Below are 23,216 nucleotides of genomic sequence, written 5' to 3'. Positions count from 1 at the left end.
AAATCAAAAATTGAGGCAGCGTGGGGCCATGGGCCGACTGATCAAATTCCTGATATATGTTCTTTGCCTGGTGTTCATTGGGCTGGTCGCCTACGCCTATCTTGGCCCATTCTTTGGCGCAGATTTTTCTGCGCCTCAAAGTGAAATCCGCGAACCGGTCGTATTGGATGTCAACTAAACAGGCGCTGTTGGCGGTCTTTCTGGCGGGATCGGCACATGCGCAGACCCCGTTATCCGCGATCGAGTGGCTTGCGGATCCGCCGGAAAACCTGCCCGGAACCGTATTGTTGGAACCGCCGGTGGCTCAAAACGGCGGATTGCCCGAAATTGAGGTCACGCCGCTTGAAGCGTTGTCGCAACCTTTGGGCCTGGTCGCATCATCCGTCACCGGGTTGCCCGTGGATTTGTGGCAAGGCAGCGATGCGAACCGGCTGGCAGAGCTGATCGCGAAGACGCCCGTTCGCGACAACCCGGCCATGCAACGCCTGTTGTTTACATTGCTTCTTTCGGAAACCCGGGCACCGGCGGGCCCTGATGCGCAAGAGATTATGCTGCTGGCGCGGCTGGACCGTCTGATGCAACTGGGTGCGGCTGACCCCGTGCAATCACTGGTTCAACTGGCCGGGCCGACCGATACACAGGATCGGTTTCAGCGCTGGTTTGACGCAACGCTGCTGACCGGTGATGAGGATCGCAGCTGCACCGCCCTTATCGCCGAACCGCATCTGTCAAAGGACTACGCCGCGCAAGTATTCTGCAAAGCCCGACGCGGAGATTGGGCATCGGCCGCGTTGACGCTTGAGGCCGCGCATGCCCTGGACATCCTGCCGCCGGAAGAGCTGGCGGTTCTGGATCGTTTTTTAAGCCCTGAACTCTATGAAGGCGCGGCTTATCTGCCCCAACCTGAAAACCCGGATCCATTGAGTTTCCGACTGTTCGAAGCGATCGGAGAACGGCTTCCTTCCGCCTCGTTGCCACGCGCTTTCGCCAATGCGGATCTTCGGGATGTGGCCGGATGGAAAGCGCAGATCGAAGCCGCTGAACGGCTTACACGCATTGGCGCCTTGACACCCAATCAATTGCTTGGACTTTATACCGAGAGGTCCCCGGCAGCGTCCGGCGCAGTTTGGGACCGGGTCGCGGCCATCCAACGATTTGAAAGCGCGTTGGATACGCGAAACGCTGAAGCCGTCGGAAAAACGCTGCCACCGGTCTGGCAGCAGATGCGCAGCGTCGGGCTTGAAGTGCCCTTCGCCGAATTGTTCGCCGAGCGTCTGTCGAAGGTTTCGCTGTCGGTGCCGGCGACTGAAAACCTGCGCTGGCGCATTCTGATGCTGTCTGGCCTGTACGAACAGGCTGCGCAATCAGCACCGGACAACTCGATCGATACCCTGTTTCTTGCGGCGCTGGCGCAGGGTGATCCGGGGCGGGCGGTTTCTCCTTCTCCGTTGGCCGACGCGGTTTCTCAGGGGTTTGCATGGGCGGCACCCGTACCCAACGACATCGACGCCTTGCTGAACAACGGTCAGCTTGGTGAAGCCATACTGGAAGCCATGCAGCTGTTTGCGCATGGTGCACGGGGCAATCTGGTGGATCTGACCGCAGCAATCGCAACCTTCCGACGCGTGGGCCTGGAAGACACCGCGCGGCGTGCCGCGCTGAGCCTGTTGATCCTGCAAGAGCGCTGAAGATGGCAATTCCGGCGACAAATGAGCTATGGATTTCGACCTTTCTACAGGCCCAGGCGGCGGAACTTGGCGCGGCGACAAATACCTTGCTGGCCTATGGGCGCGATCTGAAAGACTTTGCGTCCTGGTTGCAGCGCATGGGATCCGGATTCGATCAGGCAGATCGTGATCAGATCGAGGCCTATCTGATCGACTGCCAGGCACAGGGCCTGTCGCGTTCCACCCGCGCGCGGCGATTGTCGGCGATAAAACAGCTGTACCGCTTTGCGTTCGAGGAAGGCTGGAGCGAGACGAACCCCGCCATCCAGATCAAAGGTCCGGGGCGGCAGAAACGACTGCCCAAAACGCTGGACGTGCCCGAAGTCGACCGTCTTCTGGCAGCCGCCCGACAAACCGGGCGCAGCAAGGCTGATCGCGTACGCAATACCTGTTTGATGGAAGTTCTCTACGCCACCGGGATGCGTGTGACCGAACTTGTGTCCCTGCCCGTTTCCTCGGCCCGTGGCGATCCGCGTATGTTGCTGGTGATGGGCAAAGGCGGCAAGGAACGCATGGTGCCCCTGTCCCCACCGGCGCGGGATGCTTTGGCTGCCTGGTTGACCGCGCGGGACGAAGCCGAAGACCAGACCGTCGAGAAAGGCGGTCAAAGGTCTCGTTTTCTGTTTCCGTCGCGCGGCAAGTCCGGCCACCTGACACGGCACAGGTTTTTTCTGCTGGTCAAGGAACTGGCCGTTCAGGGTGGCGTTTCGCCCGAGAAAGTCACCCCGCATACCCTGCGCCATGCCTTTGCCACGCATCTGCTGGCCAACGGCGCTGATCTGCGTTCGATCCAGACCTTGTTGGGTCATGCCGACGTTGCAACGACCGAGATTTATACTCATGTTCTGGATGAACGGCTGTCGGAACTGGTGTTGCAACACCACCCGCTGAGCAAAGACCCTGACGAAGACCGGGGCTAAGCCCTTGATCCAGCAGCGCGGCATCCCCATAACGGATGCGTCACCCTAACCCACCAAGGACCAATGGAACCCTCATCTTCTCTGATCGACAGCGCATTCTGGTTTACGTCAGGCGCGATCCTCTTGTTGCTCGTTTTGTCCGGCTTTTTCTCGGGTTCGGAAACGGCGCTTACAGCCTCTTCTCGCGGAAAACTGCGGGCGCAGGCCGACAAGGGATCACGGGGCGCGAAAAAGGCGCTGGAAATCACCGATGACAATGAACGCCTGATCGGCTCGGTTCTTCTGGGCAACAACCTTGTCAACATCCTGGCGGCCTCGCTGGCGACGGCCTTGTTCACCCGTTTGTTCGGCGAAAGCGGCGTGGCGTTGGCGACCCTAGTCATGACTTTGCTGGTGCTGATCTTTGCCGAAGTGCTGCCCAAGACCTACGCCATCACCAATTCCGAAAAGGCCGCGGCGGCTGTCGCGCCGATCATCAGCGTCGTCGTGACGGTGTTTTCACCCATTGTGGCCGCGGTGCGGCTGCTGGTGCGCGGTGTGTTGCGCCTGTTCGGCGTGCAGATCGATCCCGACAGCAACATTCTGGCTGTACGCGAAGAGATTGCCGGCGCCTTGCAACTTGGTCATTCCGAAGGCGTGGTCGAAAAGGAAGACCGCGACCGCATCTTGGGTGCGCTGGATCTGGGCGACCGGACGGTGGAAGAGATCATGCTGCACCGCTCGAATATCGAGATGATCGACGCCAATGCCGCCCCCGAGGAAATCCTGAAACAGTGTCTGCAAAGCCGCCACACCCGTCTTCCTGTGTTCCGGGACGAGCCGGAAAACATCGTGGGTGTTGTCCACGCCAAGGACCTCTTTCGCGCCATGTATGCGCAGGCAGGCAGCAGCGACGGCGGGACCGACCGTTTGGCAAGCTTTGACATCGGAAAGGTGGCAAACGACCCTTACTTTGTGCCCGAAACCACGACGCTGGACGACCAGATGCGGGAATTCCTGCGCATGCACAGCCATTTTGCATTGGTTGTGGATGAATATGGGTCACTGCGAGGCCTGATCACGCTTGAAGATATTCTTGAAGAAATCGTGGGCGAGATTGCCGATGAGTTCGACATAGACGAAGAGGTTCCGGTAACACGCACCGAAGATGGCCAGTATCTGGTTGAAGGTTCCATGACGATCCGGGATGCCAACAGGGCACTGGACTGGTCTCTGCCGGATGACGAGGCGAACACGCTGGCCGGTCTGGTGATTCACGAGGCCCAAATGATCCCTGACGTCGGTCAGGTGTTTTCGTTCCACGGTTTCCGGTTCGAGGTCACGGCGCGTGAAGGCAACCGCATCACCGGACTGAAAGTGCGCCCCCTGTAGCGCCTGCGATTTTTCTGAAATGTTCCGCGCGCTGCCCAAGCGCCTGTCGTCAACCGAACGACCCAATTGCGCTGAACCGGGCGCGGATATTCCGATCATCGCAAAGTCCGGCCCAAGCACGGAGCTAGGCGAGATGGGCCAGTTTTATCACCCCGACTTTGTTTCAGCTGTGCAGTAAAGTGGAAAAGCAGCCTTCAAGGCCGAAAAACCACCGGGCGATGTCGTGCTGAACAAGGCGCAGGCCGTCTGTTTGTTTGCCCTCGGTTACAAGTATCGACGCACTTTGGCTGCGCGAGAAGGCTGTGCAATTCCAAAGCCGGCGCAATAGATGACATGCGACACTTGTTGTCGCTAACAGACGAGTAATATCCCCATCGGCTCGACAGTTTTTTCCATAATCATAGGGAGGAACACTGTGAAAACCACCTGTCAGGTTGCCGTCATCGGGGGCGGCGTCGTCGGTTGTTCGGTGCTCTATCACCTGACCAAGCTGGGCTGGTCCGACGTGATGCTGCTGGAGCGGTCCGAACTGACCAGCGGATCGACATGGCACGCGGCGGGTGGGTTTCATACGCTCAACGGCGACACCAACATGGCCGCGCTGCAAGGCTATACCATCCGGCTGTACAAGGAGTTGGAAGAGATCACTGGCATGTCTTGCGGGCTGCACCATGTGGGCGGCATTACGCTGGCCGACAACCAGGACCGGTTCGACATGCTGCTGGCCGAACGCGCCAAGCATCGCTTCATGGGGCTGGAGACCGAGATCGTCGGCCCCGACGAGATCAAGAAGATCGCTCCCATCACAAACACCGACGGCATCATCGGCGCGCTCTATGATCCGCTGGACGGGCACCTCGACCCCTCGGGCACGACCCACGCCTATGCCAAGGCCGCGCGCATGGGCGGAGCCACGATCGAGACCCACTGCATGGTGCGCGAGACCAACCAGCGCCCCGACGGCACTTGGGACGTGGTCGCCGACAAGGGCACCATCCACGCCGAGCATATCGTCAACGCCGGCGGCCTGTGGGCGCGCGAAGTGGGCGCGATGGCGGGTATCTACTTCCCGCTGCACCCGATGGAGCATCAATACCTTGTCACCGACAACATCCCTCAGATCGAGGCGATCATCGACGCGGGCGGCGAGCATCCGCACGTCATGGACCCGGCCGGCGAAAGTTATCTGCGGCAGGAAGGGCGCGGCCTGTGCATCGGGTTCTACGAACAGCCCTGCAAGCCCTGGGCCGTGGACGGCACGCCATGGGAGTTCGGGCACGAACTGCTGCCCGATGATTTCGACAAGATCACCGACAGTATCGAGTTCGCCTATCGCCGCTTCCCGGTTCTGGCCGAGGCCGGAGTGAAATCGGTGATCCACGGCCCCTTCACCTTTGCCCCCGACGGCAACCCGCTGGTCGGGCCGGTGCCGGGCGTGAGCAACTACTGGTCGGCCTGCGGCGTGATGGCCGGGTTCAGCCAGGGCGGCGGCGTCGGCCTGACGCTGGCGCAATGGATGATCGAGGGCGAGCCCGAGCGCGACGTCTTTGCCATGGACGTGGCCCGCTTCGGCGACTGGATCACCCCCGGATACACCCGCCCCAAGGTGATCGAGAACTATCAGAAACGCTTCTCTGTCGCCTACCCCAACGAGGAACTGCCCGCCGCGCGGCCCAACCGCACCACGCCGATGTATGACATCTTCAGCGATCTGGGCGCGGTCTGGGGCCAGCAATACGGGCTCGAGGTCGCCAACTATTTCGCGCAAGCGGGCGAACCTGGCTATGAAACCCCGTCCTTCCGCCGCTCGGACGCGTTTGCGGCAACGGGCCGCGAGGTGCGCGCCGTGCGCGGTGGCGTCGGCATCAACGAGGTGCACAATTTCGGCAAATACCTTGTGACAGGTCCGCGCGCCCGCGACTGGCTGGATCGGATCATGGCCGGACGCATCCCCAAGCCAGGCCGCCTGTCACTGACCCCGATGCTGTCGCCCAAGGGCAAGCTGATCGGGGATTTTACCGTGTCCTGCCTGGGCGAGGAGGAATTCCAGCTCACTGCCTCCTACGGCGCACAGAACTTCCACATGCGCTGGTTCCAGCACCATCAGAAAGACGGCGTAACCGTCGAGAATATCAGCGACAAACGCAACGGTTTCCAGATCGCGGGCCCCAAGGCCCGCGAGGTTCTGGCCGCCTGCACGCGCGCCGATATCAGCGACATGCGTTTCATGGACGTGCGCCGGATGGTCGTCGGCATGACCGACTGCATCGTGCAGCGGGTCAGCTATACCGGCGATCTGGGGTTCGAGATCTACTGCGATCCGATGGCGCAGCGCCAACTGTGGTGGAGCCTGTGGCAGGCCGGGCAACCGCACGGCATCACCCCCTTCGGCATGCGCGCGATGATGAGCCTGCGGCTCGACAAGTTCTTCGGCTCGTGGATGCGCGAGTTCTCACCCGACTACACCCCCGCCGAAACCGGGCTCGACCGCTTCATCGCCTTTGGCAAGGGCGCCGATTTCATCGGCCGCGCCGCCGCCGAGGCGGAACGTGCCGACGGCCCCGCGCGCAGGCTGGTGGCCTTCGAGGTCGATGCCGACGACGCCGACGTGAACGCCTATGAACCGATCTGGCTGGACGGCACTGTCGTGGGCTTTTGCACCTCGGGCGGTTATTCGCATTATACCCGCAAGTCCGTCGCCATCGGTTTTCTGCCATCCGAACGCGCAGCAGACGAGCTTGAAGTCAAGATCGAAATACTGGGCCAGATGCGCAAGGCAAAGGTCATCTCGACACCCTTGTTTGACCCAGATGGCGCCCGAATGAGGGGATGACTCGGGCTCGGGCCGACGGCATTGTACCGAAATGACTGAAATACCCATTATCCTTCTGGCAGCGGGTCAATCCAGCCGCATGGGCGGCATCGACAAACTGATGCAGCCGATCAACGGCATTCCGTTGGTCGCCCGCTCGGCACGCACAGCCTGCGCCGTGGGTCCTGTGATCGTCGCCCTGCCCCCTGAACCAAATCCCAGATATGGCGCGCTTGATGGCATGGATGTTCAGATCGTTCCGGTCCGGGATGCGGCAGAAGGCATGAACGCCAGTTTGCGCGCCGCAATCCTAAAACTGCCGCCGGATGCGCCCGCCGCGATGGTTTTGCTGGCCGATCTGCCCGATCTGACCGAAGCTGACCTGGCAACAATCCTGAAAGCGCGACAATCCCATCCCGACAACCTGATCTGGCGTGGTACGACCGAGGATGGAAAGCCCGGCCATCCGGTTGTGTTTGACAGATCCCTTTTTGGTCAACTGTCACAGCTGCAGGGGGACGACGGTGCCCAGAAGATCGTGCGAAAGCATCAAGACAATGTTCATCTGCATCCCCTGCCCGGCCGAAACGCGCTGTTGGATCTGGATACCCCGGATGACTGGAAGGACTGGCAGAGAAAACATGCCCCCTGAACAAACACGGCCCGGTCTTATCGACCGGGCCGGTGCCCAATACAGGACTACCACTTTGCTCAATCTCCAAAGCGCGACCAGTGTGCTTTCAGAAGCACTCCGGCTCTCAAACAGCCAAACCTAAACAAGACCCCCTCGTTAACACGCCGCTATCACTTTTGGTGATCGAGTTAGCCGCCAGCGCCCCCTAGCGCTTTTGACTCCCCTCACTTGGGCACCTTCATCCTCACTTATCCGATCGCTCGAAACAACGTAAAATTGGAAGGAATGGTTAATTTGGGTCTTCTACGAATGGCTTTTACGCAACATCGCGCGAGACTAGGATCAACTTAAAGGAGACTCTTCAAATTCGGAAGGGGTAGCGATTCGTGATTAAGCGCAAACTTATTCACCGATATCCGCACTCAATAAGATTTTTAGTGTGTCAAGCCATGCCTCACACAGACCCACCCACAACCATTGGAAGAGCAGCTTTTTTCTCCATCATTCGGAAGGATGATTGTCAACAAAACAAAACAAATTCAATATTTTTGAAAGTTTGACGCCATTTTTAGCAACAATCCTCCGATTCGCTCAGGTGCAGATCGGTGAAATTCCGCGAATCCCGATCGACGTCGACCGCAACCCAACACCGGCTTTGTGGCAAAATTAAGATTTATTAATTGATCAGTCAGGAAACGCCAATTCTGAGCAGGCATCTGTTGTCTCAACGCGCAGCCGCAACTGCGCGACGATAATCAGGAGACACAAATGAGCATCCGCGAATCCTCGCTTCTACTTCCCCGCACTTCCAACTGGGTGGGTGTCAGCGCGCTTGGCGCGGCCCTACTGGCAACGACGGCTATACCGTCCATGGCGGACGAAGCATTGGCCGATCTGGTTGAGACCGTTTCACCCTCGGTCGTAACCATCATCGCTGAACAAGATACAGCGCCGACCCCAGCCCAGGGGCAAAACTTTGACTTCGAAGGACACCCTTTTGGTGAATTCTTCAAACGCTTCGGCGGCCCCGAAGGGTTCAACATGCCGCAACGCGGCCCGTCCCAGGGCCTGGGTTCGGGATTTGTTCTGGACGAAGCCGGATACATTGTCACCAATCACCATGTCGTCGACAATGCCTCGACCGTGATCGTAAGGCTGAGCGACGACCGTACCTTCGAAGCCGAAGTGGTCGGAACCGACCCGTTGACGGATATCGCGGTTCTGAAAATCGATGCGGGAACTGACCTGCAAGCCGTGGAGCTTGGCGACAGTGACGAGATCCGCGTAGGTGAAGACGTGGTCGCCATCGGCAACCCCTTCGGCCTCAGCTCGACCGTGACCACGGGCATCGTTTCGGCGAAAGGCCGCAACATCTCGGAAGGTCCGTATGCCGAGTTCATCCAGACAGATGCAGCGATCAACAAGGGCAACTCGGGCGGTCCCCTGTTCAACATGGATGGCGAAGTGGTCGGTGTGAACTCGGCCATCTATTCACCCAGCGGTGGTTCTGTAGGGCTTGGATTTGCTGTCACGTCGAACATCGTTGAACACATCGCGGCCGATCTGCGGGATGACGGACAGGTGAGCCGCGGTTGGCTGGGCGTGTCGATCCAGAACGTTAGCCCGCAACTTGCGGCAGCGCTGGGAATCGAGGCTTCCTCGGGTGCGCTGGTGTCTGACGTGGTTGCCGGCAGCCCGGCAGACGGCGCCCTGAGGCAGGGAGACGTCATCCTGACCTTCAACGACGATGCCGTGGAGTCCAGCGGTGACCTTCCCATCCTTGTGGGTACGACCAAGGTCGGCACCCACAGCACTCTGACCGTTTTGCGTGACGGCAAGATGGAAACTGTGACCTTGACGGTTGGCCAGCATCAGGCCGCATCGGCCGAGGCCGACAAACCGGTCGAGGCGGAAGTTGCGGGAACAACTCTGGGTGTGACCGTGGCCCCCCTGACCGAAGCGGTTCGGGCAGAAACCGGTGTTGCTGAAACCGTCGAGGGCGTCGTCGTCACCGACCTGAAGCCCGACAGCCCTGCGGCAAAGGCTGGCCTGCAGCGCGGCGATGTGATCGTCAAGCTCGGCAATCAGGACACTGTCACTCCGGATGCGCTGAAGGCTGCGCTGGACAGTGAGAAAACCGATCCTGCCCTGGTGCTGATCAACCGTGGCGGCAGCCAGATTTTTGTCGCGGTCGAACTGGCCTGACCTTGAACATGCGTGCGCCGCTTGATGGGGATTTTCGGCGCACGCCTCACCCGGCGGATCAGAGTTGTCCACTATCCGCCGGGCTTGCCGGGTGCCGGCCCAGCACCCGGCAAGAACTTCTTCTAACCATATGCTTTAGTTAAAATTTGTGTTTAAATACCACAAGAAAGGATCCCGACCATGAGCCGCCGTCTGTTGATCGTCGAAGATGATGCTGACACCAGGGACTTCATCGCCAAAGGTTTTGGCGAAGAGGGGTACGTGGTCGAAACCGCTGCTGACGGTCGTGAGGGGTTGTACCATGCCACGGACGGTGGGTTTGACGCCATTGTTCTTGACAGGATGCTGCCCGGTCTAGACGGGCTGTCGCTGATCAAGTCCATGCGGGCCGCCGGATTGAAAACCCCGGTTTTGATGCTGACGGCGATGAGCGCCGTGGACGAAAGGGTAAAAGGGCTGCGCTCGGGCGCTGACGATTATCTGGTCAAGCCTTTTTCGTTTCAGGAGTTGCACGCCAGAATCGAAGCCCTTTTGCGTCGCCCTCAGGAATCCGAAGAGACCCCGACATTGACTTGCAAAGACCTTCAGATGGACTTGTTGACTCGCAAAGTCACACGCGACGGGCACGAGATCACTCTGACACCGCGTGAGTTTCAGATTCTCGAATTTTTCCTGCGCCGCAAAAACCGTGTGGTGTCGCGCACCATGTTGCTTGAAGGCGTTTGGGATTATCATTTTGACCCAAACACCAACGTCGTGGACGTGCATATTTCGAAGTTGCGGCGCCAGTTGGACGAAGGCGGTGACGCGCCGTTGATTGAAACCGTCCGCGGAGCGGGTTACATGATGTCCGATGGATAACCTTCGGCTTTCCCTGAACAATTCCCGCACAAGGCTGGTTGCAACCAGCATGTTTCTGAGCACGATTCTGACGGCGTCTGTGCTCGCCATTGTCTATGTGACCGCCAATCGAAGCATCGAGGCCGAAACCCGCTCGGTCGTATCAGCCGAGTTGACAGGGCTTGCGGATGAATACGAAAGGCGCGGGCTGATAGGTTTGATCACTGCAATTGAGCGCCGTTTGCCAAGTGCCGCCGAGCGGGACGCGCTGTATCTTTTGACAGACAGGTTGGGGGTCAAACTTGTCGGCAATCTCAAGTCTTGGCCGGTGAACATTGCCGCTGGAAGCGGTTGGGTGGACTTGGAATTGCGCCGGGCCGACAATGATCAGCTTGTGCCGGTTTCAGCTGCATCCATCCGCCTTCCGGGCGGCGAGCGCCTGCTGGTTGGACGGGATGCAGCGTCGCGCCAGCAATTCGACAGGGTTTTGTTTCGCTCGGTTGCGTTGGCGCTTGGGATTGCTTTGGTTCTGAGCGTCATCACCGGCTGGTTGTTCACGCGTTTGGTGTTTTCGCGCCTTTCGGATATCGCCAGCACGGCCGAGAATATCGTTTCAGGCGACCTGTCAAAACGGATGCCGCTGCGCGGCACTGGGGACGAATTTGATCAGGTTTCAGGCACATTGAACAACATGCTTGACCGGATCGAGGAGTTGATAAGCAACCTTCGGACCACATCCAATTCGATAGCTCATGATCTCCGCTCACCTTTGTCTCGTCTGCGGCAAAGGGTCGAGGCCCTCTCTGAACCCGACAAAAGCGACTTGGATCGCGAGATCGACATTGCGCGGGCGACGGGTGAAATCGATCACGTCCTGCGGGTTCTGGGGCAGCTCACCGAAATCTCTCGGGCCGAGGCCGGCCTAGGGCGCGAGCAATTCGAAACCATCGATTTGCAGCAACTTGTTGGTGATGTTGTCGAGCTTTATGACCCGGTCGCCGCCGATCAAGGCGTGCAGCTTGAAGTCAAGGGTTCCGCCCCGGCCATTCAGGGGCACCGGCCGCTTCTGTCGCAAGCTCTTTCCAATCTGTTGGAAAACGCAATGCGTTACGCGCCAGAACATACTGCAATCACGATCTCGATCGGTACTCGCGACGGTTTCACCCAACTGAGCGTCAGGGATCGTGGCCCCGGCGTACCGCCCGAAGAATTGGATCGCCTTCAGCTTCCCTTCGTGACACTTGACCCCGCGCGGACGGAGCGGAATGCGGGTTTGGGCCTGGCTCTGGTGGCCGCAATCTCACATATGCACGGTGGAAAATTCGCCGCCCGCAACTGCGACCCCGGGCTGGAAACCACGATCAATCTGGCACAACTGCGTTAATCCGGAACACCGTGTATCGCCATGGTCTTGTTCTTGTAACGCCTGTCGGCGGTGACATCCGCACCGAACCAATCCGGTGGCACGTATCCTTTGGCCTGCTCCTCCGAAGTGAACTCTACCTCGACCAGGCGCAGCGGCGCCAGATCGCCTGAAAAGACGTCCAGCTCGAACAGCAAACCATCCGGCAAATGTCCGGTGTAGCGCTCTTTTTCAACCCTGCGCCCTTCGGTTTCCGGCCAGAAGGTTTCGAACTGATCCGCGGTGATCTCTGCCTCTCGTTCTACCCGGACCAGGCCGCCAACCCCTTTCAAGGTCAGGAAATACGCATCGTTCTTTTGCCTCAGCCGAAGCTCGGTGGAATCGTCGGGGGCCGTCAGATAACCCTGCCTTACGACGGCTTTTTTCGCTTTGCTCAGGTCCGGCAGGCTTGAAACCAGAAACTTGCGCTCGATTTCCTTGCTCATTGGTTCGAAATCACTCCGTTTTCCAGCTCTTCAAACAGCGCCCTGTAAGACGCACAGGCCGCACTGCGCCCGGCATAGGTACAGACCGGGGCACGATACTGACCCATCTTTTCAATATCAGCAGCGAAAGGAACCACCGCCTGCAAAAAACGTTTCGGATACAGCTTGCGCATCGCCTTCATGGTTTCCTGATGCAAAACCTTCCGGTGTTGCACCATCGAAAAAAAGGCGCGCAGCTTTTTCTTGCGCAGCTTGCGTTGTTCAAAAAAACTTACCAACTGATCGAAACTCCGCTCGGACAGGGTTGTCGGCATGACCGGCACGACGATTTCATCGGCAGCTTTGAAGACATTCTCGGACAAAGTTGAAAAGTTGGGCGGGCAATCCAGAATGATCACGTCATAGTCGCTGCCCGCGGCCATCAAAGCTTTTTTCAGCCGCGAGCGTTTGTTCCGCATCCGCGACAGGAACACGTCGAAGTCGCGAAAGGTCAGGTTCGCCGGCAGCACGTCCAGCCCTTCGAAATCACTGGCCCGGATCGCCTTGATAAACCGCCCCACATCCTCGAAAAACCGCGCATCCTTCAGTTTTTTTGATGGCTTCACCCGAAAGTAGAACCCTGAAGCGCCTTGGGGGTCGAGATCACACAACAGCACCTGTTGCCCCGCCTGCGCATAGGAGTAAGCCAGGTTCACCGAAGTGGCGGTTTTGCCAACACCGCCCTTGTTGCTGTAACAGGCAATGATCTTCATTCCTCACTCCTTTTGTCGGTGAAACAAGTTCTGAAACAGGTGCCGGGTATCTGGACCGTCAAACTTCTGAAAGCTGGCAATCACGCGGCTCCGCTCGGCCTTTTGGCGCTGATCCAGAACCGCAATCAATCCCCCAACGGCCAAGCCCATCCGCGCATCCACATGGCCCCGCGTGTCGCTGTGCTGCGCGACAAAGGCCGTCAAGGACTCTTGCTGGACAGCGCAGTCGTTGAACACGCCCAGATTGTCCTGTAGCTTTTTCAACGGCTTGATGATTGTCTTGAAGCTCTTTTCATCGAACAGAGGCCCAAATATCTCCATCAGATAGCGCAGTTTCTTGCAATCAATACGAAGGTCATGCACGGTTTCGTCCGGAGTTTCGTCGGTGATACCGCGTGCGATTTTGCAGACCTTGCGGTACCGTTTCCAGATCAATGCGCACGCGTATTCATGTGCTGCCCGTTTCGCGTTAGATCCGGGCGTAAGGTGATCCGTTCCGTTGAACATCGCCGTCAGATCGGACATACGGGCGTTGTATTCGTCACTGCGCAACCGGCGGGACAAGCGTGACAGTTCCTTGGCGCGCTCCTTCTCGAAAAGGTCGAACATCTCTTGCAGGCCCGCGTGAAGACTGGGCGGTACCAGACTGAAGTATTTATCTTTTTCCAGAAGGTAGACATCCAGATCACGCATACGCCCGGTGGCGGCCATGAGATCGGAAAAGACACGCTTCAATTGCACTGTCTGCGCGTCGGAAAATACGCCTTTGAACAGGCTGATCACGGATCGGACCTTTCGCAATGACACCCGGTAATCATGCAGAAACTCTGTGTCGATATCGGCTATCACCCCATATTCGTTTTGCCGGGCAACTTGCAGATATGTTTGAATGATATCTGCCGCGACCTGAATAGATGGCTCAGCTTTTCCCAACTTGATCTCTGGCTTGGCGCGATAGGCGGCCATGCCCGGGAAAAGTCCGGCACAAAGCGCTTCGACACCCGGCCCGCCCCCGGACAAGGCGGAAATCGCGGTGTTCACTTTTTGAAATTCTTTCTCATACCCCCGCAGCCGCTGAAGCTGAACGATTGCTGCCTGACCCGTCTGCGAAGACAGGCACCAAACCGTTCCCCTGACCAGTGTTTTCTCCAGCTCATCCAGTACGACGAGGGGTTTCGTCTGAATCTCTCCGGTTCCGATCTGCATCAGCGCACGCAGTTTGGGGAAACCCTTCAAAGCCCCTGTCACCGGACCCTGCGGCAGGTCTTGAACAAACCGCCCCTGCCCCTTGCCGCGTTGAGACAGCGGCGCACGGCCATTCTGGAAAAGCCACAGTGTTTCTGCGACCTCAACCAGAACACGACCTGAATTCCGCAACGATTGATCGTGGCAATCCAAAAGCACGAAAGATCTCGATTCCGTTGGTGGGTCGATCCTGATCGTGAACCCGGGAATGAGCTTTTCAACATGCGCTTTGTCAATGGATCGGGACAGAATGCACTGAACACCTGAAGGTTCGGTCATGATCCACCAATCCGGGGCGTTTTCAGGTGTTCAATGACATTTGTCTCAACGATCTTCTGCACGCTGGTTCCTTCTTCGACGGTTCTGATCCTTCATCACGTTCAGCGTATTCGGCTTTTACCTTGGTCAGCAGTTTGTCTGGCCCTGGACCGACCCGCGTTTGGTATCTGTTGGCTTTTGAAACCCGGACCGCCGAGGCAGCATGACTTCATGAGAGCGGAAACACCAGAAGACAGCAAGACATTATGTTTCGCCAACGCGCAAACATGGGTGACAGACCCCAGAGGTGCAATTAAGACAGGCTCATGAGCGATCCAGTTTCTTCGATCCGCAACCTTGGCCCGGCTTTCGAGCAGGCCTGCGCGCGCGCCGGCATCCACTCGGCTGATGAACTGCGACAGCTGGGACCGGATGAAGCCTATGCCCGGCTTTTGCGGGCTGGTACCAAAGCACATTTCATCGGCTACTATGTTTTGGTGATGGGGCTTCAGGGACGCCCCTGGAATGATTGCAAGGGTGAAGAGAAAAAGAAGCTGCGACAACGTTTCGACGCGATCAAGGCCGGCAACAGCGCCGCGCCGGAAAACCGGATGGTTGCCGATCTGGATGCCGTCGGGGTTCGGGTTGAACCCAAAGATCTAAAGCAGGTCTGAACAAAAAAAGGCCGCTCTTGGCGGAGCGGCCCGATCTTTCGGCAAAAAACCGGCTTAGCCGACCAGTTCGATGCCCGAGAAGAAATATGCGATCTCAACAGCCGCTGTTTCCGGTGCATCCGAACCATGGACCGAGTTTTCGCCAACCGATTCAGCAAATTCCGCGCGGATGGTGCCCGGTGCTGCGTCCGCCGGGTTGGTTGCACCCATGACTTCACGGTTCTTCGCAATGGCACCTTCGCCTTCCAGAACCTGAACAACGACCGGAGCCGACGACATGAATTCGCACAGTTCGTCATAGAACGGACGCTCGGCATGTACTTCGTAGAACTTGCCGGCTTGTTCCTTGGTCATGTGGATGCGCTTCTGCGCAACGATACGCAGCCCGGCTTCTTCGAACTTGGCGTTGATCTTGCCAGTCAGGTTGCGGCGCGTTGCGTCGGGTTTGATGATCGAGAATGTACGTTCCAGTGCCATGTCGGCCTCTCCTTACAATGTGGCGCGGGTCCGCGCCGAAATCCATCGCGCGCCGCGTACCACGGTCTTTCGCTCATGAAAAGTGTTATGATGGTTTGCCTGCCGCTTTGGCGCTCAGAATGTATCCGGCAAAGGGTCTACCCGGTCCAGACGCCGAACGTAAAGCACTGCAAGCAAACCTGCAAAGCTGCTGGCCCACATCATGCCCAGAACCAGAAACGGCCCGTTTTCAGGGCTGACAAACGCACCCGTCATCGAGGTCAGGATCGCGCCAAGCCCGACCACCATCGCCCCGGACAACCCTGCCGCGCTGCCTGCCAGTTTGGGTCGCACGGACATGACCCCTGCCGAAGCGTTTGCATTGGTCAGTCCATTGCCGAACCCAACGCAGATGGCCGAACCGAAGAATACCCAGACTGACCCAAGCCCGGCGATGAACAGAAGCAATCCGCAGAATGGCCCGGTCGAAGCCACAACGCGGCCGATCAGGATCATTGTGGTCAGACGTGTCCGTGCCGCGATCCGACCAGTAACGAAGTTACCGACCATGAATCCGCCTGTTATGATACCAATCCCAAGTCCCAACATGGCAGGGCTCAGATCAAACCATGCGGCGGCCACCAATGGCGCGCCGGTGATGAAGCTGTAGAACCCACCAATCGAAAACGATGCGCATAAGGCATAGCCCCAGAATCGGCGGGCGCGAAACAGATCCGGATACTCGCGCAATTGGGCTGTAAAAGTTGAAGAGCGGTTTGTATTGGTCTCGCCCATGTCGAACCAAAGCAAAACCAGCAGCCCTGCCCCCAGCACAGTGTAAAGAACAAACCCCGAGCGCCAGCCAAAGAGCATGTCGAGCGTCCCACCCAGCATCGGGCCAAGCATTGGCGCCAAAGCCATGGCCATCGCCACATACCCCAGTTTGCTTGCAGCCTCGTTCGGCGGATACCGATCTCTGATCGATGCGCTGGAAAGAACTGACCCAGCCACCACCGCGGCCTGCAAAAGACGAAAGCCCAGGAACGTCCAAATGGCCTCGGCCAGAGAGCATCCGATTGAGGCGATGACGAAGATGGTGATGCACATCAAAAGTATCGGTCTGCGCCCGTAACGATCGGAAAGCGGACCCATGATCAGCTGCAACACGGCTGAGACCGCCAGATACCCGGCAACCGACAGGTTAACCAAGCCATAATCCACACCGAAATCCGTACTCATGTGGGCCAAAGACGGCAGGAACATGTTCAGTGACAAAACCGACAGTGCCGTGGCAAAAATCAGAGTGACCAAGTGCGGAGGTGTCCGGGCCGCGCGCATGTGAAAACCGTTCCGAATAGCAAACGACACAGCGCTATCACATTGCTTAAAGATTGAACATGCCGAGCCGCTGGCGGTGGCAACACAGCTCTGCTAAGAGCGCCCCATGTTACGGATCGAAGACATCACTTATGCCGTTGAAGGTCGCCCGTTGTTTGACGGCGCAACCGCGACGATTCCCGATGGTCACAAGGTTGGCCTTGTCGGTCGGAACGGAACCGGAAAAACCACGCTGTTCCGCCTGATCCGGGGCGAGTTGGCTTTGGAATCGGGAAATATCTCGGTCCCGAAACGCGCTCGGATCGGTGGCGTGGCGCAAGAGGTGCCCTCCTCTGACGTCTCGCTGATCAATACGGTTCTGGCCGCCGATACCGAACGCAGTGCGTTGATGGCCGAGGCCGAAAGCGCCCAAGACCCGATACGCATCGCTGAAATTCAGACACGTCTGGCCGATATCGACGCCTGGTCCGCCGAGGCCCGCGCAGCTTCGATCCTCAAGGGGTTGGGCTTTGACGACGAAGACCAGCAGCGCCCCTGTTCGGATTTCTCGGGCGGCTGGCGGATGCGCGTTGCGCTGGCGGCGGTGCTGTTTTCTCAGCCCGATCTGCTGCTGCTGGACGAACCGACCAACTATCTGGACCTCGAAGGCGCGCTGTGGCTGGAAAGCTATTTGGCCAAATATCCGCACACTGTGATCATCATCAGCCACGACCGCGGCCTTCTGAACCGCGCCGTGGGGTCGATCCTGCATCTGGAAGACCGCAAGCTGACCTATTACGCCGTGCCCTACGATAAGTTCGCGGAACGCCGTGCGGAACGGCTGGCACAGGCGGAATCGGAAAACGCCAAGGCCAAGGCCCGCATCGCACATCTGCAAAGCTTTGTTGATCGGTTCCGCTACAAGGCGTCGAAGGCCGTTCAGGCCCAGTCGCGCCTGAAGATGATCGAACGCATCCAACTGGTCTCGACCCCGCAAGAGGCCGCCCTGCGCGCCTTCAGCTTTCCGGAACCCGAGGAACTGTCGCCACCGATCATCCAGATCGAAGGCGGCGTCACCGGCTATGGCGAAACCGAAGTGTTGCGCCGCCTGAACCTGCGTATCGATCAGGATGACCGTATCGCGCTGTTGGGCAAGAACGGACAGGGCAAGTCGACCTTGTCCAAGCTACTGTCGGACCGGCTGCCCCTCATGGCGGGCAAGATGACCCGAAGCAACAAGCTGCGCATCGGGTATTTCGCTCAGCATCAGGTGGATGAGCTTTACGTGGACGAAACGCCGCTGGACCACCTGCGCCGTCTGCGCCCTGACGAAGCGCCGGGCAAGTGGCGATCCCGACTGGCCGGGTTCGGGCTGAATGCGGATCAGGCGGAAACCGAGGTCGGGCGCCTGTCGGGCGGACAGAAAGCGCGGCTATCACTGCTGCTCGCCACGATCGACGCGCCCCATATGCTGATCCTTGACGAGCCGACCAACCACCTTGACATCGAAAGCCGCGAGGCGCTGGTCGAGGCGCTGACGGCTTATTCCGGCGCGGTGGTTCTGGTCAGTCACGACATGCACTTGCTGAGCCTTGTCGCGGATCGACTCTGGCTGGTTTCGGACGGTAGTGTCAAACCTTTCGACGGCGACCTTGAAGCCTATCGGTCCCTGCTGCTGGCGCGCGACAGACCCGTCAGGGAAAAGCCCCGGGCTGTCAAATCGAAACGCCCCCCGCGCGAGACGATACTGGCCTTGCGTGCGGATCTGCGCAAATGCGAGGACCGGATCGAAAAGCTGACGGAAATGCATGACAAGCTTTCGACCAAACTGGCCGATCCGGCGCTGTACGAGGACGACAGGATCAACGACCTGGAAACCTGGAACCGCAAGTTCACCGAAGTCACCGAGGCCATGCAAAAAGCCGAGGCATTGTGGGTCGCGGCCGCCGAACGGCTTGAGCAGGCAGAAACCGCATGAGCACGCCCATCAAGGATACCGACGCCATGATCGCGGGTATGCATCCCGACTTGCAGCCCGGTGAATTTGCCTTTGTCGTTTGGCCTGAAGACAAACCCTGGCCACAGGGCACGCGGGCCAGCTGCGCCGAGGCCGAAGGGCTGTCACTTGTCGTCCCGATCGCTGCGGCACCGAAAGATGCCGTCGCGATGCGGTGCATCACGTTGCAGGTTCATTCCTCGCTGGAAGGTGTTGGTTTGACCGCCGCCGTTTCCAGCGCGCTGGCACGGGCCGGCATTCCCGCGAACATGGTCGCGGGGTATCACCACGATCACGTCTATGTCCCATCGGGTTGTTCGCAGGATGCCCTGCGTATCCTGCAAGACCTGCAACGGAGCAGCAGATAACAATGGACAGTGCATTTCTGATTACCGCGTTCACAACGCTTTTCGTGGTCCTTGATCCGCCCGCGCAAACGCCGATCTTCGTGGCGCTGACACAGGGTATGGACTGGCACACGCGCCGGTCCATTGCCATTCGGGCCTGCCTGACGGCGGGCTTCATCCTGGCCCTGTTTGCCGCCTTTGGCGAAGCCCTTCTGGGGTTTGTTGGCATCTCGATGGAAGCGTTCCGCGTTGCAGGAGGTGTCCTGCTGTTCCTTACCGCGCTGGATATGCTGTTTGAACGCCGCACCAAGCGACGCGAAAGCAGCGCCGAGGAAGAGGAACACCCGGACCCGTCCGTCTTTCCCCTGGGCATCCCGCTGATTGCAGGCCCCGGATCGATTGCAACGATGATTCTGCTTGCGGGCCAGCAGCCGGGCATTCAGGGCCTTGCTATTGTCATCGGTGTGATGCTGGTTGTGCTGGCAATGGTCTTCGTGATGTATCTGACCTCTGGCGCGGTCGCGCGGGTTTTGGGCAAAACCGGGCTGAACGTGTTGACCCGGCTGCTGGGGATGTTGCTTGCGGCCTTGTCGGTGCAGTTCATTCTCGATGGCCTCAAGGCCTTTGGTTTTGCGTCTTAAACCCCCATATATGTGACGTGCAATTTGAGTGGGGTGAACCCTGTGGACAGCGTCGATATCGGACAACTGGTCTATCTGGTCGTGCTTGGGCTGGCCGTCGCGTTCTGGTTCGTTTCGCAAAACCGCCAGTCCCTGAACAAGACGTTGCAGCAGGTGATGGCCTGGGTGTTCATTTTTGTTGGCGTCATCGCCGTCATCGGCCTGTGGGAAGACATCCGGTCTTCGGTTGGCCCTGCCCCGCAGATGACCGTCACCGGCAACGTGATCGAGGTGCCTCGTGCCTATGATGGTCATTATTACCTTCCGGTTTTGGTGAATGGTGAGCCGATCAACTTTCTTGTCGACACCGGCGCCAGCCAGATCGTTCTCAGCGCCCGGGACGCAGAACGTGTAGGCATCGATCCCGATCAACTGAACTATTTCGGCCGCGCCCTGACCGCCAACGGCGAGGTGCGCACGGCGCCGGTGCGGCTTGACACCCTGACCGCAGGCCCCATTACCGACCAGAACGTATCGGCCTGGGTCAATGAGGGCGAGCTGGACAAGTCGCTTTTGGGGATGGAATATCTGCATCGTTTCTCGAGCGTCCAATTTGCAAATGGCAAGTTGATCCTGTCTCGTTGACGGCCCTGACTACTTGAGAACAAAAGTGGAACATGCTAGCATTCCGGCATGTCCACTCAACTTCTTGGCCACAAAACTGCGCGTCAGGCGCCGGGGGTAAAGCTCCATCCGCAGATCACCCTGGAACTGGGCCGCGTGCACGAAGCATGCGGCCCCGCCCGGCGCAGCTTTGCCATGTGGCTGGCCGGTCAGACGCAAGGGCCGGTCTTGTGGATTTCCCCCGCCTGGGAACCCGGCCAGCTGAACCCCGATGGGATGATGGCCTTTGCCGATCCGGCCCGGTTCATTTTTGTTCATCCCACCCGTGCCGAAGATCTGCTGTGGTGCCTGGAGGAGGCGCTGCGCAGCGGGGCCATTCCGCTGATCATCGGCGACCTGCCCGGCGCACCGGGGCTCACGCCGATACGCCGGATGCATCTGGCTGCCGAACAGGGGGGTGCGATGGGGCGGGCTCCGCTTGGTTTGCTGCTGACACCCGGAGATGGCGGCGCGCAAGGGGTTGAAACGCGCTGGCACATGGCGGCCACCCATCGGGATGAGGCTCGGATCTGGGCTCTGACACGCCGCCGCGCCCGTGCCCTGCCCCCGGTCACATGGCAGGCCACCATGACCGCCGCCCGTGCCGGGTTGCATCTGGAACGGATCGAAACCGAAGACACACCGGCATAAAGCCACACGGATCACGCAAGATGTGACTGGTCAAAACGCGGGCCGCGCCCTAGCGTCACCACATGAGCCATCCGATCCATGACAGCCGCTATTCCTGGCTTCGCCTTCTGATCACGCTCGCCATCGCAACAGTGGCGAATGTGGGCATGTGGGCAGTGATCGTGGTCATGCCCGCAGTTGAAGCCGAATTTGGGGCCGGTCGTGCCGAAGCCTCGATGCCGTACACTCTGGCGATGATCGGTTTTGCCCTGGGCAACATGTGGCTGGGGCAGGTAGTGGACCGGCTGGGCGTCACCAGCGCCCTGATCGGAGCAGCCGTCTTGAGTGCACTGAGCTATGTGCTGGCAACGCTGGCACCAAGCATAATGTTGCTATCCGCGGCGCATCTCCTGCTGGGGCTGGGCACATCGATTGGGTTTGGCCCGCTGATCGCAGATATCTCACATTGGTTCATGAAACGGCGCGGCATTGCCGTCGCGTTAGTCGCCAGTGGGAATTACCTGTCCGGCGCCATCTGGCCCACCATGCTGTCCGGAATTCTGGCGCGGGATGGATGGCAACAGGTCTATCTGACGCTCGCCGTGCTGACGCTTGTCGTCGTCATTCCCCTGTCGCTGCTGCTACGCCGCAGGGTTCCGGTCGAGGCACACAGCACCGCCGCAGCATCCGCCCAAATCAATGCACGAAGTGTCGGTGTATCACCGCGCGCGCTGCAATATATTCTGGGCTTGGCCGGGATCGGTTGTTGTGTCGCCATGTCGATGCCACAGGTTCATATCGTCTCCTATTGCGTCGGGCTGGGATATGGGCCCGCGGTCGGGGCCGAGATGCTGTCACTGATGTTATTGGGTGGTGTTGTCAGCCGGATCATCTCGGGTTTGTTGGCAGATCGGCTTGGCGGGGTCCTGACGCTTTTGATCGGTTCGCTTCTGCAATGTATCGCATTGTTCCTGTTCCTGCCCTACGATGGAATGGTGTCGCTTTACGCCATCAGCCTGCTCTTTGGTCTGGCACAGGGCGGCATCGTGCCCAGCTATGCGTTGATTGTCCGCGAATACATGCCGCCGCAAGAAGCTGGTGCGCGCGTCGGGTTCGTCATGATGATGACCATTCTTGGCATGGCGCTCGGTGGCTGGATGTCAGGGTGGATATACGACCTCACCGGAAGCTACCAATTGGCGTTCGTGAATGGCATCCTTTGGAATGGTCTGAACATTGCAATCGTTCTGATGCTGCTCAGAAGATCCCGCCCCATGCGGGAAGGCGTCATGGCATGACCCTTCCGACCCGCCGCAGCCTGCTTGCCGGGCTGGCAACCCTGCCCCTGACCCGGGCGGCACAAGCCGCATTGCGCCCATACATCCTGTCGGATGAAGGCACCCGGGTCGGGTTCACGTTTGATCTTGCGGGGGTGACACAGTCAGGGACGATGCCGATACGTACCGCCGATGTTCAGATTGACACAGGTCGGCTGCAGAACAGCCAGGTCACGGTGACACTGGACGTCAGCAAAGCCAGAACACGGCTGCCCTTTGCCCGTATGCCCATGCTCAGCCCCAGCGTTTTGGACGCGAAGCAGCACCCAACGATCCGGTTTGTGTCAACGGACATACAACTGGGCGCGGAAGGGCGGATATCAGATGGCGCTCGGATCACGGGTGATCTGACGGTCCGCGGCGTGACCCGCCCGATCACGTTGGAGGCCAATCTGTACCGGCAGGCAGGAAGTGCAGTGAACGATCTGAGCCGTCTAACCATTGGCCTGAAGGGTGCCCTGAACCGGCACGACTTCGGAGCTTCGGGCTATCCTGACCTAGTTGACGACACCGTCAGCCTGGACATCCGCGCCGAGATCATACGCGCGACCTGATCGCCGAACG

General features: G+C 59.0%; 22 protein-coding genes. 17 read left to right on the top strand and 5 right to left on the bottom strand.

Annotated elements, in window-relative coordinates:
- The first annotated feature begins 28 nt into the window (after positions 1-28).
- From GOW60_RS06130 to GOW60_RS06090, 9 genes are all read left to right on the top strand, one after another.
- Positions 29-178, top strand: coding sequence for a hypothetical protein (locus GOW60_RS06130; RefSeq protein WP_171228604.1), 150 nt, complete (start codon positions 29-31; stop codon positions 176-178).
- The gene (locus tag GOW60_RS06125) at positions 168-1,688 is read left to right on the top strand and encodes a hypothetical protein (RefSeq protein ID WP_171228603.1); all 1,521 of its coding nucleotides are present in this window, start codon (positions 168-170) and stop codon (positions 1,686-1,688) included. Before GOW60_RS06130 ends, GOW60_RS06125 begins: the two co-directional genes overlap by 11 nt.
- A 2-nt stretch (positions 1,689-1,690) precedes the next feature.
- Positions 1,691-2,647 (top strand): site-specific tyrosine recombinase XerD, encoded by a 957-nt coding sequence (locus tag GOW60_RS06120; protein WP_171168470.1) that lies wholly within the window; start codon positions 1,691-1,693, stop codon positions 2,645-2,647.
- Between the two features lie 63 nt (positions 2,648-2,710).
- Positions 2,711-4,018 (top strand): HlyC/CorC family transporter, encoded by a 1,308-nt coding sequence (locus tag GOW60_RS06115; RefSeq protein ID WP_171228602.1) that lies wholly within the window; start codon positions 2,711-2,713, stop codon positions 4,016-4,018.
- A gap of 415 nt (positions 4,019-4,433) precedes the next feature.
- Positions 4,434-6,851 carry an FAD-dependent oxidoreductase gene (locus GOW60_RS06110; protein ID WP_171228601.1) on the top strand — a complete coding sequence of 806 codons (2,418 nt, stop codon included), beginning with the start codon at positions 4,434-4,436 and terminating at the stop codon, positions 6,849-6,851.
- 31 nt (positions 6,852-6,882) lie between these two features.
- Positions 6,883-7,482, top strand: a complete 600-nt coding sequence (locus GOW60_RS06105; protein WP_171228600.1) for an NTP transferase domain-containing protein — start codon at positions 6,883-6,885, stop codon at positions 7,480-7,482.
- Between the two features lie 750 nt (positions 7,483-8,232).
- The gene (locus GOW60_RS06100; protein ID WP_171228599.1) at positions 8,233-9,669 is read left to right on the top strand and encodes a DegQ family serine endoprotease; all 1,437 of its coding nucleotides are present in this window, start codon (positions 8,233-8,235) and stop codon (positions 9,667-9,669) included.
- Positions 9,670-9,849: 180 nt separating this feature from the next.
- The gene (locus tag GOW60_RS06095; RefSeq protein ID WP_152457754.1) at positions 9,850-10,530 is read left to right on the top strand and encodes a response regulator transcription factor; all 681 of its coding nucleotides are present in this window, start codon (positions 9,850-9,852) and stop codon (positions 10,528-10,530) included.
- Complete coding sequence (locus tag GOW60_RS06090) at positions 10,523-11,893, top strand: ATP-binding protein (protein WP_171116302.1); 1,371 nt, start codon at positions 10,523-10,525, stop codon at positions 11,891-11,893. Before GOW60_RS06095 ends, GOW60_RS06090 begins: the two co-directional genes overlap by 8 nt.
- Here the strand turns inward: GOW60_RS06090 and GOW60_RS06085 are convergent.
- From GOW60_RS06085 to GOW60_RS06075, 3 genes are read right to left on the bottom strand one after another with little or no spacing between them, the layout of a single operon-like run.
- Positions 11,890-12,357, bottom strand: coding sequence for a CYTH domain-containing protein (locus GOW60_RS06085; protein ID WP_171228598.1), 468 nt, complete (start codon positions 12,355-12,357; stop codon positions 11,890-11,892). The genes GOW60_RS06090 and GOW60_RS06085 overlap by 4 nt on opposite strands.
- Positions 12,354-13,109 (bottom strand): ParA family protein, encoded by a 756-nt coding sequence (locus GOW60_RS06080; protein ID WP_152457751.1) that lies wholly within the window; start codon positions 13,107-13,109, stop codon positions 12,354-12,356. Before GOW60_RS06080 ends, GOW60_RS06085 begins: the two co-directional genes overlap by 4 nt.
- A gap of 3 nt (positions 13,110-13,112) precedes the next feature.
- Entirely contained in the window at positions 13,113-14,633 is a 1,521-nt protein-coding gene (locus GOW60_RS06075; protein ID WP_171228597.1) for a CHAD domain-containing protein, read from the bottom strand.
- Positions 14,634-14,938: 305 nt separating this feature from the next.
- On the opposite strand from GOW60_RS06075, the gene GOW60_RS06070 reads away from it, so the two are divergent.
- Positions 14,939-15,286 carry a TfoX/Sxy family protein gene (locus GOW60_RS06070; RefSeq protein ID WP_171168488.1) on the top strand — a complete coding sequence of 116 codons (348 nt, stop codon included), beginning with the start codon at positions 14,939-14,941 and terminating at the stop codon, positions 15,284-15,286.
- A 54-nt stretch (positions 15,287-15,340) separates the two neighbouring features.
- Here GOW60_RS06070 and ndk read toward each other — a convergent pair whose 3' ends face one another.
- Together ndk and GOW60_RS06060 are read right to left on the bottom strand one after the other, a co-directional pair.
- A complete protein-coding gene (gene ndk, locus GOW60_RS06065; RefSeq protein WP_068334875.1) occupies positions 15,341-15,763 on the bottom strand; it encodes a nucleoside-diphosphate kinase in 423 nt (140 codons plus the stop codon).
- A 114-nt stretch (positions 15,764-15,877) separates the two neighbouring features.
- Positions 15,878-17,080, bottom strand: a complete 1,203-nt coding sequence (locus GOW60_RS06060) for a multidrug effflux MFS transporter (RefSeq protein WP_171228882.1) — start codon at positions 17,078-17,080, stop codon at positions 15,878-15,880.
- Between the two features lie 106 nt (positions 17,081-17,186).
- Here GOW60_RS06060 and GOW60_RS06055 point away from each other — a divergent pair, with 106 nt between their 5' ends.
- The 7 genes from GOW60_RS06055 (at position 17,187) to GOW60_RS06025 (ending at position 23,206) form a co-directional block, all read left to right on the top strand.
- The gene (locus tag GOW60_RS06055) at positions 17,187-19,037 is read left to right on the top strand and encodes an ABC-F family ATP-binding cassette domain-containing protein (RefSeq protein ID WP_171228596.1); all 1,851 of its coding nucleotides are present in this window, start codon (positions 17,187-17,189) and stop codon (positions 19,035-19,037) included.
- Positions 19,034-19,423: an ACT domain-containing protein gene (locus GOW60_RS06050; RefSeq protein WP_171228595.1), complete on the top strand. Its 390-nt coding sequence runs from the start codon at positions 19,034-19,036 to the stop codon at positions 19,421-19,423. Before GOW60_RS06055 ends, GOW60_RS06050 begins: the two co-directional genes overlap by 4 nt.
- A 2-nt stretch (positions 19,424-19,425) precedes the next feature.
- On the top strand, positions 19,426-20,043 hold the full coding sequence (locus tag GOW60_RS06045) for a MarC family protein (protein ID WP_152457746.1): 618 nt from the start codon (positions 19,426-19,428) through the stop codon (positions 20,041-20,043).
- Between the two features lie 42 nt (positions 20,044-20,085).
- Positions 20,086-20,667 carry a TIGR02281 family clan AA aspartic protease gene (locus tag GOW60_RS06040; protein WP_171228594.1) on the top strand — a complete coding sequence of 194 codons (582 nt, stop codon included), beginning with the start codon at positions 20,086-20,088 and terminating at the stop codon, positions 20,665-20,667.
- Between the two features lie 48 nt (positions 20,668-20,715).
- Positions 20,716-21,336, top strand: a complete 621-nt coding sequence (locus GOW60_RS06035; protein ID WP_171228593.1) for an ImuA family protein — start codon at positions 20,716-20,718, stop codon at positions 21,334-21,336.
- Between the two features lie 62 nt (positions 21,337-21,398).
- On the top strand, positions 21,399-22,613 hold the full coding sequence (locus GOW60_RS06030; RefSeq protein ID WP_171228592.1) for a CynX/NimT family MFS transporter: 1,215 nt from the start codon (positions 21,399-21,401) through the stop codon (positions 22,611-22,613).
- The gene (locus GOW60_RS06025; protein ID WP_171228591.1) at positions 22,610-23,206 is read left to right on the top strand and encodes a YceI family protein; all 597 of its coding nucleotides are present in this window, start codon (positions 22,610-22,612) and stop codon (positions 23,204-23,206) included. Before GOW60_RS06030 ends, GOW60_RS06025 begins: the two co-directional genes overlap by 4 nt.
- Positions 23,207-23,216 lie beyond the last annotated feature (10 nt).

The organism is Ruegeria sp. HKCCA4008 (assembly GCF_013033125.1).
GTDB lineage: Bacteria > Pseudomonadota > Alphaproteobacteria > Rhodobacterales > Rhodobacteraceae > Ruegeria.
Note: the sequence above shows the minus strand (reverse complement) of the source record. Positions and strands in the feature narration are given on the sequence as shown.

What these genes read in the sequence shown, in the direction of transcription:
- GOW60_RS06025 (WP_171228591.1), top strand. Translation starts at nt 22,610, where the DNA reads ATGACCCTTCCGACCCGCCGCAGCCTGCTTGCCGGGCTGGCAACCCTG.
- GOW60_RS06130 (WP_171228604.1), top strand. Translation starts at nt 29, where the DNA reads ATGGGCCGACTGATCAAATTCCTGATATATGTTCTTTGCCTGGTGTTC.
- GOW60_RS06105 (WP_171228600.1), top strand. Translation starts at nt 6,883, where the DNA reads ATGACTGAAATACCCATTATCCTTCTGGCAGCGGGTCAATCCAGCCGC.
- GOW60_RS06090 (WP_171116302.1), top strand. Translation starts at nt 10,523, where the DNA reads ATGGATAACCTTCGGCTTTCCCTGAACAATTCCCGCACAAGGCTGGTT.
- GOW60_RS06120 (WP_171168470.1), top strand. Translation starts at nt 1,691, where the DNA reads ATGGCAATTCCGGCGACAAATGAGCTATGGATTTCGACCTTTCTACAG.
- GOW60_RS06100 (WP_171228599.1), top strand. Translation starts at nt 8,233, where the DNA reads ATGAGCATCCGCGAATCCTCGCTTCTACTTCCCCGCACTTCCAACTGG.
- GOW60_RS06070 (WP_171168488.1), top strand. Translation starts at nt 14,939, where the DNA reads ATGAGCGATCCAGTTTCTTCGATCCGCAACCTTGGCCCGGCTTTCGAG.
- GOW60_RS06050 (WP_171228595.1), top strand. Translation starts at nt 19,034, where the DNA reads ATGAGCACGCCCATCAAGGATACCGACGCCATGATCGCGGGTATGCAT.
- GOW60_RS06080 (WP_152457751.1), bottom strand. Translation starts at nt 13,109, where the DNA reads ATGAAGATCATTGCCTGTTACAGCAACAAGGGCGGTGTTGGCAAAACC.
- GOW60_RS06085 (WP_171228598.1), bottom strand. Translation starts at nt 12,357, where the DNA reads ATGAGCAAGGAAATCGAGCGCAAGTTTCTGGTTTCAAGCCTGCCGGAC.
- GOW60_RS06125 (WP_171228603.1), top strand. Translation starts at nt 168, where the DNA reads ATGTCAACTAAACAGGCGCTGTTGGCGGTCTTTCTGGCGGGATCGGCA.
- ndk (WP_068334875.1), bottom strand. Translation starts at nt 15,763, where the DNA reads ATGGCACTGGAACGTACATTCTCGATCATCAAACCCGACGCAACGCGC.
- GOW60_RS06115 (WP_171228602.1), top strand. Translation starts at nt 2,711, where the DNA reads ATGGAACCCTCATCTTCTCTGATCGACAGCGCATTCTGGTTTACGTCA.
- GOW60_RS06030 (WP_171228592.1), top strand. Translation starts at nt 21,399, where the DNA reads ATGAGCCATCCGATCCATGACAGCCGCTATTCCTGGCTTCGCCTTCTG.
- GOW60_RS06055 (WP_171228596.1), top strand. Translation starts at nt 17,187, where the DNA reads ATGTTACGGATCGAAGACATCACTTATGCCGTTGAAGGTCGCCCGTTG.
- GOW60_RS06045 (WP_152457746.1), top strand. Translation starts at nt 19,426, where the DNA reads ATGGACAGTGCATTTCTGATTACCGCGTTCACAACGCTTTTCGTGGTC.
- GOW60_RS06035 (WP_171228593.1), top strand. Translation starts at nt 20,716, where the DNA reads ATGTCCACTCAACTTCTTGGCCACAAAACTGCGCGTCAGGCGCCGGGG.
- GOW60_RS06095 (WP_152457754.1), top strand. Translation starts at nt 9,850, where the DNA reads ATGAGCCGCCGTCTGTTGATCGTCGAAGATGATGCTGACACCAGGGAC.
- GOW60_RS06060 (WP_171228882.1), bottom strand. Translation starts at nt 17,080, where the DNA reads ATGCGCGCGGCCCGGACACCTCCGCACTTGGTCACTCTGATTTTTGCC.
- GOW60_RS06075 (WP_171228597.1), bottom strand. Translation starts at nt 14,633, where the DNA reads ATGACCGAACCTTCAGGTGTTCAGTGCATTCTGTCCCGATCCATTGAC.